This window comes from Coriobacteriia bacterium (genome assembly GCA_031292615.1).
In the GTDB taxonomy this organism is placed as follows: Bacteria; Actinomycetota; Coriobacteriia; order Anaerosomatales; family JAAXUF01; genus JARLGT01.
Genome location: JARLGT010000096.1, coordinates 1 through 13,481, shown reverse-complemented (window position 1 = coordinate 13,481; position 13,481 = coordinate 1). Strand labels below are relative to the sequence as shown.

Sequence of the window (13,481 nt, the reverse complement as noted above, 5' to 3'; positions counted from 1 at the left end):
AATTAGGCTTCTGACGTGCTAAGATTTTCCTTTGCGTTGGCGTTCCGTCATGCCTCGCGATTGTGTCGACGGCACACGACGCATTGCCTCGCGGAGAGAGAGTGAGGGTTTGGGTCTGCGGAAAGAGCATGGACTAGGGCGAAGAGTATGGGTAATCGCCGGGTTAGGTGTTGCCCTATGCCTTATTCTCGTGCTGCCGAATGTCGTTGCCGCCTTGTCTCCCGACACCCCGATCGACCTTGTCGCATCCGCCGGCCAGCAGCCGGTGATTGCACGGATCACATGGGATCGCGCGCCCGATTCGACTCCAGCTCGCTACCGCGTGTATGTGAGTCAGCAGGCTGATGGGCCGTATGCCTGGTCCGAGGACACCACGAACGAGGAGTTCGACTTTCAGGACGGTCTTGGCGGGTTCACGTACTACTTCCGCGTAACGGCGTTCAACAGTGCTGGCGAGGAGTCGGACTTCGCACAGGCCGGCCCCGTTCGCGCCGCGTGGGCCGCTTCTCCTCACGTCTCCGCGACCACAACATCGACGACGTGTACTCTTTGCCACTCCGCTCACACTGGCTCGTCGACCTTGCTGTCTCGACAGGAGCTCGCAACGTCGAGCCCTGAGCCCACCGCAGTCTGTTATCCCTGCCACGACGGACGCGTCCCATTGGCGGCCAACGTCATCACGGGGTCAACGGACTCTTTTGCGCTCTCGAGTGGGCACGACGTCGACAAGCCGAAATCGGGCTCCCTCGTGCAGGACTGCTCGAGCTGCCACGGCGCGCATCTGTCCGCGTCAGCGAAACCGATGCTCTCGGCCCGGACAGTCAACGGCAAATCTGTGGCTTCCGATGGGCCGGCTTGGTGCGAGGCATGTCACGACAGCCAGAACTCCTGGTATGGCTCGGACTACCCGACGACGTCCGATCCATCCCATGACGCGTCAGGTTACCCGACGAGCGGTACATGGCCCGGTCCGGACACCTACGGCAACGGATCCAATGCACATCGCCTCATTCCCGAGAGCACGCAGACCGTCGAAACTGGCGCGAGCGTGACGCGCTCGCAGGGGGACTGCCGCTACTGCCACGCAGCGCACAAAGGGGCCAACAAATACGACGGCCTGAAGACGACGTTCAGGCCGTCCACGCCATCGACGCTCGCCTCCGATCAGGCCGATGGAACGTACGCGGCCCTGTGCTTCACCTGCCATGGCAGCGCGGTACCGGCGGGATTCACGTCAGCCGCCACCGACATAGAGAGTTTCGCCACGACTTCTAGCGACTCCGCGGGTCACCGAATTCTGACCTCTGGCGGCACGCTCCCGGTGGGCGCTCCGCTCCCGTGCTATGACTGCCATAACCCGCATGGCTCCGAGCGCAGCAACCAGTCGATGCTCTCCGACGAGCGTGGCGGCAGTCTTGAGACGTCGAGTGCTGCAGGTGTTCGGCACTTCTGCTTCACATGCCACTCGACCGCCGACAACGAGACTGGGTGGGACAGCGGGTCCCATTCATACACCGCCGTCGGCTCGTCGAAGATTGAGGGCATCCCCCGTTCGGGAGGTGCGCTGAAACTGCCTGAGTTGTCGGTGCACGATCAGGCTGACACCACCTCATGCGAGAGCTGTCACGGCAACAGTTATGCCCCCGGTGGGCAAAACGTGCACGACCCTGCCCGCATGGGCGGGTTCGATCCACAGGCGCACGTGTCAGCGTCCGGCTCCGGCGTGATCGATCTGGGGCTCGACGACGCGGACCACTGGGACGGGGACGGGCCGTACGTTATCACCGTGGACTGCTCCCAGTGCCACGGAACGGCGCTGCTGGGCATCCACGACAACGACTGCGCGACGTGTCACTCGAGCAGCGATGGCGCGGTAATCTCGGCAATCGGCGCGGGAGACACGAAGTGCACCGCGTGTCACTCGAATCCCCATGCGACGGTAAGTCATCAAGCGGTTCACGATGCAGGGAAATGCGACTGCCACGGGCTCGGCGCCACCACACAAGCCGGAGACGTCACAATCGAGAACTGCGGCGCATGCCACACCTTCGCAGGGGTCGTGGACACGACGCCACCGACGACCGCTACCGACGTGCTGGTCTCGTACGTTGGGGCCGCGACGGTTCACCTGACTGCGCTTGACCTGCCGCTCGGCGGTTCTGGCGTGGCGCACACCTACTACATTCTGGATGGCGGGCCCCAGGCCGAGGGGGGTGTCGTCAACATCCCGGCGCCTTCAACCGGAACAGCGAGCCACGTGCTTGAGTTCTGGTCCGTTGACGGAGCGGGCAACAGCGAGCCGCTCAGCTCCAGGATGTTCACGGTGTCCGCAGACTCGGTGGCACCTGTCAGCTCTTCGGCCATTCAGGCCAACTACTGGGAGGGTGTCTATCCGTTCACCTGGCACTACGTCTACTCGCTTCCTGACGGCAATCTCGGGACGGACTGGACCGGTGTCACGCTCGCGCTCACCTCGACTGACAACGGCACGTACGGCGTGCGATCGATTACGTACGTGCTCGACGGCGGGCAACCGGTCGTTCAGAGCCCTTGGTTGGACGGCAGTAGATGGGTTGTGCAGCTGACAGTGCCTAGCGGGACATCGCCCCACATGCTGGCCTACTGGGCAGATGACTTCTCGGGAAACATCGAGACCACGAAGGTCGTCAACTTCACAACGACGGTCGATGCGACCCCGCCGACCACCACCTGCAGTGCGGTTGAAGGTCACGCGTACGTGGGCAGTCAGACCTTCAGTCTGATCGCCACGGACAACGCGGGCGGATCGGGCGCCGATGCCTACTCGTACAAGATTGACGGAGGGACCTCGCATGACTCATTCGGTTCCGGTGGGCCGGTCTCCATAGCTGCGCCAAGTTCAGGGTCGGCCACGCATACGATCACCTACTACTCCCGCGACAAGGTCTACAACTTCGAGACGCCGAAGTCGGTCACTTTCACGGTGTCGGCACCGGGTGGCCCGGACACGACGCCGCCCAGCACGACCTCGAGCTTCAACCCGTTGGCGGGAGCGGTCTATAACTCTGATCGCCCGGTAACCTTGACCGCCGCCGACAACACCGGGGGCTCGGGCGTCAAGACGACCTACTACGAGATCGATGGCGGTCCGTGGCTCACAGGCGTGAGCTTCATGGTTTCGGGCGACGGGATGCACACGTTCAGCTACTACTCCGTCGACAACTCCAACAACACCGAGTCGGCCCACACTTCGAATCCGTTCCGAATCGACACCGTGGCCCCCGTCACGACCTCGATCATCGCGTCCGGCACTACATATGCGGGCTCGCAGACGTTCACGCTAAACGCAACGGACGCGGGATCAGGAGTAGCCGACACTTCGTGGCAGCTCGATTCGACGACCGGTTCTTGGACCAGTGGAACCACGGTTCACGTCACGGCGCCTTCGTCCGGGACCGAAACCCACACGCTGTACTGGCACTCCCAAGACAACGCGGGCAACGTCGAGGCAACGCACTCGGTGTCGTTCAACGTTGCGGCGGTTGTGGCGGGCGATACGACACCGCCCACGACAACCGCAAGCTTCAACCCGGCCGCCGGCTCGGTCTACAACTCCGACCCTGCGGTGACGCTTGCCGCAGTCGACGATCCCGGCGGCACCGGGGTCAAGTCGACGCACTTCCGTGTTGACGGTGGAGCGTGGGCGAGTGGCACAAGCTTCACGGTCTCAGGTGACGGCCTGCACACGTTCAGCTACTACTCGACCGACAACTCGGACAACTCCGAGACGACCCATACATCAAACCAGTTCCGCATCGACACGACGGCCCCGGTCACCACATCCGACGTCACGTCGGGCACAACATACTCAGGTGCCCAGACCTTCGCGCTCACGCCAACTGATGCCGGCTCCGGAGTGGCCGAGACTTCTTGGCAACTCGATTCGACCAGCGGCGCTTGGACGCATTCAACGTCGGTCCCTGTGCCCGAACCGTCTTCGGGAACCGCATCGCATACGCTGTACTTCTACTCGCGCGACAACGCAGACAACTCCGAGGCCGTCCAGTCGGTTGCGTTCAGCGTCGCCGTTTCAACGACTGGGACGCAGAGGTTCAGCTACACGGGCGCCGTGCAGACGTTCGTGGTGCCTGCGGGCGTTACGCAGCTGAGCGTTGAGATGTACGGCGCCTCTGGTGGCAACGTTGTCCAGTACGACGGGGCTGGCGGATTGGGCGGCTCCGTCGAGGCGGTCCTTCCTGTGACGCCTGGCCAGGTGCTGACGCTGCGCGTGGGCGGGAAGGGCGGCGACGGCGAAGGGTCGGACTCGTCCGGAGGCTGGCCGAACGGTGGTGACGGCTACGGAGGTCACGGAGCAGCTGGCGGGGGCTCGACATCCATCGGGACCGACTCGGCGATTCTCGTTGAGGCCGGTGCCGGCGGCGGTGCGGGCGACGGTGGCTCGGAGTACGACCCGTATTGCAATGGTGGGGACGGCGGTTCGCAGGGTTGGATAGCCGTGCCATGCGGCAACCAGCCCGGTGGCAGTGACTCGTGCGGCGGCGGCGGCGGCTGGAACGGTGGCGCGGGCTCTCCTGAGGGCGATCTGGCCGGCGCCGACGGCGGCACGAGCTACATCGCACTTGGCGTGGGCACCGTCACCCCCGGGGTCCGCTCCGGGAACGGCTCGATTGCCCTGTCGTGGGCGCTCCCGCAGGCGGGGGTGTCCGACACGACGCCGCCAACGACCACCTCCAGCTTTAGCCCGGATGTGAACGCCGTCTACAACACCGCTCGTGACGTGACATTGAACGCGGTCGACGACTTTGGCGGATCGGGCGTCAGTTCAACGTACTTCAACGTCGACGCTGGCCCGTTCATCGCGGGGAACAGCTTCACTGTCTCCGGGGATGGAATGCACGAGTTCAGCTACTACTCCGTCGACAACTCCAACAACACCGAGACGGTGCACGCATCCAACCAGTTCCGCATCGACACGGTGCCGCCTGTGACGACCTGCAACATCGTCTCTGGCACGACCTACACTGGCGACCAGAGTTTCACGCTGACGCCGACTGACACGAATGGTTCGGGCGTCGCGTCGACCGCATGGCAGCTGGACTCGACCTCAGGCCCTTGGACCACCGGAACGTTCGTGAGTATCGCCGCTCCCGCCTCGGGCACGGCATCTCACACCTTGTACTGGTACTCGCGGGATATCGCGACTAACACCGAGGGCGTCAAGTCCGCATCTTTCAGGATCGCCGCTGTTCCAGTTCCCGATACGACTCCGCCGACAACGACCTCGAGTTTCAATCCCCTCCCCGGTGCGGCGTACAACTCCGACCGCGCGGTGACTCTCTCGGCGACAGACAACACTGGTGGCACCGGTGTCAAGGCGACGTACTACAGAATCGACTCGGGTGCGTTCACACCGGGCACCTCATTCTCGGTCATCGGCGACGGACTGCACACCTTCAGCTACTACTCTGTCGACAACTCCGACAACGCCGAGGCGCCGCAGGTCTCAAGCCAGTTCCGAATCGATACCGTGGCGCCGGTCACGACGTCCGACGTGGCGTCGGGAACCACGTATCCAGGCGCGCAGACCTTCACGCTGGCGCCGACTGACGATGGTTCCGGCGTGGCCGAGACGTCATGGCAGCTTGACTCGACATCGGGGACTTGGACGAGCGGCACGTCAGTAGGCGTGGCGGCCCCTTCGAGCGGAATCGCCACCCACACGCTCTACTGGTACTCGCGCGACAACGCGAGCAATACCGAGACCGTCAAGTCCGTGGACTTCTTCATCGCCAGCGTCGCGGGATCTTCCGGAACGCAGACCTTCCCGTACACCGGCTCGGTCCAAACGTTCGTCGTTCCGAGCGGCGTTGCCGAGGTCACGCTCGACCTGTACGGCGGCGCCGGAGGTGACCGCTCCGACCAGCTCGACAACGGCTGCTACGGAGGTCTGGGCGGGTATGTCCACTCGACGATGCCTGTGACTCCGGGACAGGTGCTGAGAATTTCTGTCGGGGGCCAGGGTGAGGACGGCGCGATCGCCTCGGGAGGCTGGGCTGTCGGCGGGTGGCCGAACGGGGGAGACGTGAGCAACCCTGGATACGGCTCGGCCGGCGGGGGGTCGAGTTTCGTAGCTGCGTCCGACGGTACCGTTCTGCTTGAGGCGGGCGGTGGTGGCGGCGCGGGCGACGGCAACGGCCCCGGCGGGGCCGGCGGCGTGTGGCTTACGGATCTCTACGGCGGATACGTGTCCGGTGGCGGCCAGCACGGCGGCAACGGAGACGCAGGCGGTGGCGGTGGCTGGACGGGCGGGGCGCAGAGCGACTCTGGCGATGACTACGCTGGTGAGGGCGGCACGAGCTGGGTCGACGTCCTAGGCGGGCAGAGCATCCTCTGTGTGCCGGGTCAGAACCCTGGGAACGGATCGGTCACGATTGGCTGGTAGGCAGGTGCGAATCGGAGAGTCAGTTCCGACTTCGCGGACAGCTATCGAGTAGTAAGACGCATGATATAGTTCATGCGCTGCACAGCGCCCCCGACAGGCAAGGATTCCGGGCATCGCCATGACCACTCAGTTCAACGCTAGCGCGCCCAAAGGAACCGCCGATATGCTTCCGCCCGTCGCTCGGGCCTGGGAGCGTCTCTCTCGCATTGCGCAGGATCTGTTCTCGCGATACGGATTCGAACCGATCTACACGCCGATCTTCGAGCACACTGAGGTGTTCACCCGGGGCATCGGCGAGGCGACCGACATCGTCTCCAAGGAGATGTACACGTTCGAGGACAAGGGCGGCCGGTCTATCACGCTTCGACCGGAGGCAACCGCGGGCGTGGTGAGGGCGGCGCTCGAGCACGGCCTGACTGCGAACGGGCAGTCGGCCAAGGTCTACTGCCTCGGCCCGATGTTTCGCTACGAGCGGCCGCAGAAGGGCCGCATGAGGCAGTTTTGGCAGATAGACGCCGAGCTGCTCGGCGCGGCTGAACCGACGGCCGATGCCGAGCTGATCACGATGATGTGGCGCTTCATCGAGGCGTGCGGTATTCCCGCCGAGAACATGCGTCTGCTCATCAACTCGATGGGTGACGAGAACTGTCGCCCTGCGTACCGCGACAAGGTTGCGGCCTACATCCGCGCCAACGCGGACGGGCTGTGCGAGGAGTGCAACCGGCGAGCCGACACCAACCCTTTGCGCGCCTTCGACTGCAAGAATCCGGCGTGCAAGGAGATCATGGGCGCCGCGCCGATGCTACGTGACGAGCTGTGCGTGGAGTGCCGGGAGCACTACTCGGCGGTCAAGGGTCTGCTCGACGAACTGGGGATTCCCTACGTCGAGGACCCGTCGCTCGTTCGCGGACTGGACTACTACACCCGCACCGTCTTTGAGGTTCAAGTCGACGCGGGCCTCGGCAGCCAAAACGCCATCGGCGGGGGAGGACGCTACGACAGGCTGATGCAGGAGTACGGTGGGCCACCCACGCCGGGACTGGGCTTTGCCCTCGGGTTCGAGCGTCTCCTGCTCGCAATGGAAGCCGCCGGTGCGCTTGCGACGGATTCGGCTCACACCGACGTCTTCGTGGCGCTCGCCGAGCCTACCGCGCGGCGTCAGGCGTATGCGCTTGTCTCGGCGGTGCGCGATGCGGGGGTCTCGGCCGAGATGGACCATCGCGGCAAGAGCCTGAAGTCGCAGATGAAGATGGCCGATCGGCTGGGCGCGAGCTTCGTGCTGATACTGGGCGCCGACGAGCTTCAGTCCGCCGAGGTAACCATGCGCGATATGAACACGAAGGCCGAGACGCGCGTTCCGCTGGCCGGTGCACCCCAAAGTGTCTTGGCGGCTCTCGGGCGCTGACGGTGCTCGAGGGTATGGACCGGCGCGACTGCGAACGGTGGGCTGGCGCTCCAGACCTGGCGGACCGCTCATCGCCACGCCCGGGCCTCGAAGAGGCGTATCCCGAGTTCTGACTCGACCGGTCAGCCTCGGGGGATGCTCTTCGCGTATACTCTGCCAAGCAAATCCGCCCTCAAACGACGAGGATTGACCATGCTCGACGCCCGCTATTCGATGAGATCCCATACGTGCGGTTCCCTGAGCGCTGCAAACGTCGGGGACGAGGTGCGCCTCGCCGGTTGGGTGGCCAAGCGCCGCGACCACGGCGGGCTGGTCTTCATCGACGTACGCGACCGGACCGGCATCGTCCAGTGCACGTTCGACCCCGAGGCATCGGCCGACGCCTTCCAAGTCGCCGAGACCGTTCGCCCCGAGTGGGTCGTGCTGTTCAGTGGCAAGGTGCGGTTGCGCCCTGAGGGCACCGCGAACCCCAACATGGCGACCGGCGAGGTCGAGGTCATCATCCACGCCGCCGAGGTGCTCAACCGCGCTCAGACGCCGCCGTTCGAGATCGAGTCGGGTATCGACGTCGACGAGCTGACACGCCTTCGCTGGCGCTACCTCGACATCCGTCGCCCCGAGGTGCTCTCGGCGCTGGTGCTGCGCGACGCGGTGACGCAGCGTTTCCGCAAGTCGCTCGAGGACCGCGGATTCCTCGAGGTCGAGACGCCGATTCTGACCAAGTCCACCCCCGAGGGAGCTCGCGACTTCATCGTTCCGAGCCGAATGAACCCCGGCAAGTTCTACGCGCTCCCGCAATCCCCGCAGCTCTTCAAGCAGCTGCTGATGGTCGCCGGCGTGGAGCGCTACTACCAGATCGCGCGCTGCTTCCGGGACGAGGATCTGCGCGCCGACCGTCAGCCCGAGTTCACCCAGGTAGACATCGAGATGTCCTTCGTCGATCAGGAAGACGTCCTGGCGATGATGGAGGACGTGATGGTCGAGGTCATGGCCGCAGCGGGTCACGAACTGGTCACGCCGCTTCCTCGCATCACCTACGGCGAGGCACTCGATCGCTTCGGTTCCGACCGCCCCGACACGCGCTTCGGGCTCGAGCTCGTCGACGCCAGCCCGGTCTTCGCAGCCAGCGAGTTCAAGGTCTTCGCAAGTGTGCTTGCCAGCGGGGGAGCCATCAAAGCGCTTAACGCCAAGGGCGCAGGCGACTGGAGCCGCGGCAAGATCGACGCGCTGAATCAGGCCGCTGTCGACGCCGGCGCAAAGGGTCTGGCGTGGGTCGCGTTCACCACCGCCGGCGACGTCAAGAGCCCGGTTGCCAAGTTCTTCACGGACGCCGAGATGGCCGCGTTGCGCCAGGTGACCGGCGTCGAGCCGGGCGACCTGATCTGCATGGTCGCCGACAAGCGCCAGACGGCCAACGAGGTTCTGGGCGTGCTGCGCCTCAAGCTGGCCGACGAGCTGGGTATCGAGCGCACCGGCTTCAACACCATGTGGGTCCTGAGCTTCCCGCTCTTCACGTGGGACGAGGACGGTGGGCGCTGGGATGCAAGCCACAACCCGTTCATGCTTCCGCACGCCGAGTGCGTCGACACGCTCGAGAGCGCACCGGGTGAGGCGCTGGGCTACAGCTACGACCTCGTGATGAACGGCTACGAGATAGGTGGCGGCACGCTGCGCATCCCCAATCCCGAGTTGCAGAAGCGCGTCTTCGCACTCATGGGCATGGACGACGCCGAGGCCAACGACAAGTTCGGATTCCTCCTTGAAGCGCTCGCCTTCGGCGCACCACCGCACGGCGGAATCGCCCTCGGGCTCGACCGTTTGGTGATGCTCTTGGCTGGTGCAGCGTCGATCCGCGACGTCATCGCGTTCCCCAAGACGTCCTCGGGAAGCGACCCGATGACGGGCGCGCCGGACGTTGTCTCGGCCAGACAGCTCAAGGATGTGCACGTTCGCGTCGATTAATGTGCTTGAGGCTGGATATTGGCTGGTGTCCCAGACGGGGGTTACACTCTAGCCAGTCTTTGCCTTGTTCGTGACTCGGCACATACGGTCGAACCAACGCTTCACCTACGGGAGCCCTAGATCCGCCGGTGGAAAGGTATCCCCCTCGACGGGGAAGCTCGAAACTGGCGTGCGGGCACCCACCTGCTAAGGCAGGTTCACCAGCCGAGTCACGGCAAGGCTTAGACGCTTAAACGTAGCAGTGGAGGAAGCAGCATGCGCAGACTAGTCGTAGCAGTGTTCGTAGTAGGTGTTGCACTCTCGCTTGTTGGCTGCGGTGGCTCGTCTGACACGTCGACGCCCGCGTCCTCCAGCACCGCTGCACCAGTGGCGGCGGCTCCTGCTGCAGGGCAAACCGGCCTTAAGGGCGCGCCGACCACACTGCCCGATATTGTGAACCGCTCCGAGAACGAGACCACGACGTTCGCACCCTTCCCAACTGGCGAGAACGTCCCCGACGTGCTCAAGCAGAAGATCACGACGGCCAAGCAGCCGACGCTCATCTTCTTCTTCGACTCTGGGCAGAAGGTTAGCACTGACACTCGCACGATGATCGACGCGATCCGCAATCGCAACCGGGGCATGGTCGACCTGGTCGCCTACGACCTGAGCAAGTACGTCACGGCCAACTCCGACGGAACGGTCGTGGTGGATCCCAGCCTGGCTGCGGACCCAGCCCAGAAGCAGGTTGTGATGTTCGCTCGCGACCCGGCCATCAACGTGGCGTTCACGCCCTTCATCGTGCTGACAGATTCGCAGGGCTACATCATCTACAAGCACAGCGGTCTGCCCGACTCGGCGTTTCTTGAGCGTCAGGTCCAGCGCGCAGCCCGCTAGCCCGAAACGAGGGTCCGTGCGCTCGCTCTTCGATGACAGCGCCCGTCAGGCCCGCGCCAACGCCGCGCCCCTTGCCGTGCGCATGCGCCCCCGCACGCTCGACGAGTTTGTCGGCCAGCAGGCCGCCGTGGGCGAGGGGACGTGGCTTCGCTCGGCAATCGACGCCGACGCTCTGTCGTCAGTCATCCTCTACGGACCCGCCGGCACGGGAAAGACCTCGCTTGCGCGCATCATCGCTGCAGCAACCAAAGCCGAGTTTGTTGAAGTCTCGGCGGTCACCGGTGGTGTGGCCGATCTTCGCAAGGCGGTCGACGGCGCCAACGACCGGCTTGGGCTGACCGGGCAGCGAACGATTCTGTTCATCGACGAGATTCACCGCTTCAGCAAGTCGCAGCAGGACGCCCTGTTGCACGCGGTGGAAGACCGCATCGTCGTCTTGGTGGGCGCCACCACCGAGAACCCCTTCTTCGAGGTCAACGCGCCGCTCATCAGCCGCTCGCGCGTCATCGAGCTGCAGCCACTTAGTGACGTGGACATCCTGGCCATCGTGCGTGGCGCGCTTGCCGACGAGCGCGGCTTCGCTGGCAATCTCGAACTCGAGCCGGACGCCGAGTCGGCCATCGTGCTGACCGCCGGCGGCGATGCCCGCGTGGCGCTAACCACGCTGGAGCTCTCGGCGGCGTTCGTAAAGCCGGGGGAGGGTGGCATGCGCACCGTCACTCTGGACGCTGTCGAGCACGCGTCGCCCACGCGAATTCTGCCGTACGACAAGACGGGCGACGTCCACTACGACGTCATCTCGGCGTTCATCAAGTCGATGCGCGGCAGTGACCCAGATGCCGCTGTGTACTGGCTCGCTCGGATGATCCACGGCGGCGAGGATCCCAAGTTCATCGCTCGGCGCATGCTGATCTTCGCTTCGGAGGACGTGGGCAACGCCGAGCCGCTGGCGATTGTAGTGGCGCACGCTGCCTTCAAGGCCGCCGAGTCGATCGGATGGCCGGAGTGCCGCATCAACTTGGCGCAGGCCGCCGTCTTTCTCGCGCTTGCGCCAAAGAGCAACGCCGCCTACACGGCGATCGAGAAGGCGCTCGAGGAGGTGCGCACCGGCCCGGCGCGGGCGGTGCCTAACCACCTACGCGACCGCCATCGTCCTGGTGCCGATGAGTACGGCCCGTACCTCTACCCGCACGGCTTCCCCGGCGCTTATGTCGTCCAGCGCTACCTGCCGGACGGCTTGGAGCACGGCGCGTTCTTCTCGGCGTCGGCGCGAGGCTGGGAGGCGACGCGCGCTGCGATGCTCGCCGAGTTGCGTCGCGCGGCCGAGGAGCAGGGCAAAGAGCCCTCTTAGAGCACGCCGATGCCGCCTGCCGGGGTGGCCACCTCTGGTACACTGGCGGGGTCGCTCGGCGACCTGATGGAGGCATGCGTGGAGATCAACAGCATCCTGCTCGGCGTGCTACTCGTCGTGGCATGCGTCGCGTGCGCGGTAGCCATCTGGGCGCTGCTCGAGGGCGCCAAGACCGCGCGGTCGGCTCGCACGCTGGCTGACGATCTCGACACCCGCTTGGTGCCGCTGCTCGACAAGGCCGACGTCACCATCGACGCGCTCAATGCGGAGCTACTGCGCATCGACAACATCGTCTCGCGTATCGAAGAGGTAACCGAGCGAGTCGAGAGCACATCGCGTACGGTTCAAGGAGTCGCCAACGCGCCTGGCGAGATCGTCACGGACATCGCCGATCGCGTCCGTCGCGCATGGAAGCGTCGCGGTGCAGAGGCGACCGTCGCCGGTGAGGCCCGTCGTGCCGAGGCCGCGTCTGAGGGCGCTGACGTCGACGAGGGCGAGGTGCCCTTCGAGGCGCAGGAGCCACCCGCATGGCCGACTGCCGAAGAGCGAGCTGAAGCTGCAACAGAGAGCGGCCCACAGGCCGAAGACACAACGTCCGTCTAGAGGAGGCATCCGCAGCGATTATGGCCATCGACCGAATCACACTCACGGTTCCTGCCAAGAGCGAGTACGCCAAGACAGTGCGCATGACGGCAGCGGCCCTCGTGAGCCGCATGGGGATGAACTTCGACGACGTCGACGACGTGCGCATGGCCGCCGAGGAGGCGTTCGTCTACGCCGTCGACACCTTGCCCGACGACGCCGAGGTGCGCTTCGAGTTCTCGGTCAGCGACGACGAGCTGCAGATCGACGTCCCGCTCGGCAGCGAGGATCCAAGCTCCGACGAAGAAGCCGATCGCCGCGCTGCATATGCCACATTCATCCTTGAGTCGGTATGCGACTCGTATGGGTTTGAGAGCGACGAGAATGGTGCGCACCTGCGGCTGACCAAGCGCGTTGGCGGTGCCGATGTCGATTAGGAGCAACGCGCCGCGCAAGCAGACTCGGAAGCTCTCGTGGGACAAGGCCTACACCCGCGAGCTCTTCCGTCGCTATCGGCTCAACGCCGATGAGGCTGCGCGCGACGAACTGATCACCATGTACCTCAACCTGGTCAAGTATCTGGCCAGCCGCTTCCGCAACCGAGGCGAGCCCATCGACGACCTCGTACAGGTGGGAACGATCGGACTGATCAAGGCGATCGACCGCTTCGACATCGAGCGCCAAGTCGAGTTCACGACATACGCGACGCCGACCATTGTCGGCGAGCTCAAGCGCTACTTCCGCGACAAAGGCTGGGCCATCAAGGTCCCGCGTCGTCTCCAGGAGCTGTCCTTCAAGGTCAATCAGGCCGTCGATGCGCTCACCCAGAAGCTTCAGCGCTCTCCGACCATCGCCGAGATCGG

The 13,481-nt window shown here is 64.8% G+C and carries 8 protein-coding genes and 1 other RNA gene; all 9 read left to right on the top strand.

The window, feature by feature from the left end; all coding sequences use genetic code 11:
- Positions 1 to 214 precede the first annotated feature (214 nt).
- Complete coding sequence (locus tag P4L93_08635; GenBank protein ID MDR3687004.1) at positions 215 to 6,442, top strand: cytochrome c3 family protein; 6,228 nt, start codon at positions 215 to 217, stop codon at positions 6,440 to 6,442.
- 118 nt (positions 6,443 to 6,560) lie between these two features.
- Complete coding sequence (gene hisS / locus P4L93_08630) at positions 6,561 to 7,847, top strand: histidine--tRNA ligase (GenBank protein ID MDR3687003.1); 1,287 nt, start codon at positions 6,561 to 6,563, stop codon at positions 7,845 to 7,847.
- Between the two features lie 192 nt (positions 7,848 to 8,039).
- Positions 8,040 to 9,809, top strand: coding sequence for an aspartate--tRNA ligase (aspS, locus tag P4L93_08625; protein ID MDR3687002.1), 1,770 nt, complete (start codon positions 8,040 to 8,042; stop codon positions 9,807 to 9,809).
- Between the two features lie 53 nt (positions 9,810 to 9,862).
- Positions 9,863 to 10,039, top strand: a non-coding RNA gene (ssrS, locus tag P4L93_08620) — 6S RNA.
- A 25-nt stretch (positions 10,040 to 10,064) separates the two neighbouring features.
- Positions 10,065 to 10,685, top strand: coding sequence for a hypothetical protein (locus P4L93_08615; protein ID MDR3687001.1), 621 nt, complete (start codon positions 10,065 to 10,067; stop codon positions 10,683 to 10,685).
- A 16-nt stretch (positions 10,686 to 10,701) separates the two neighbouring features.
- On the top strand, positions 10,702 to 12,036 hold the full coding sequence (locus P4L93_08610) for a replication-associated recombination protein A (protein MDR3687000.1): 1,335 nt from the start codon (positions 10,702 to 10,704) through the stop codon (positions 12,034 to 12,036).
- Positions 12,037 to 12,114: 78 nt separating this feature from the next.
- Entirely contained in the window at positions 12,115 to 12,639 is a 525-nt protein-coding gene (locus P4L93_08605) for a hypothetical protein (protein ID MDR3686999.1), read from the top strand.
- A 20-nt stretch (positions 12,640 to 12,659) separates the two neighbouring features.
- Entirely contained in the window at positions 12,660 to 13,055 is a 396-nt protein-coding gene (locus P4L93_08600) for an ATP-binding protein (GenBank protein ID MDR3686998.1), read from the top strand.
- Positions 13,045 to 13,481, top strand: a 437-nt coding sequence (locus tag P4L93_08595; protein ID MDR3686997.1) for a sigma-70 family RNA polymerase sigma factor, incomplete at its 3' end; no start/stop codon positions are given. The genes P4L93_08600 and P4L93_08595, both read left to right, overlap by 11 nt.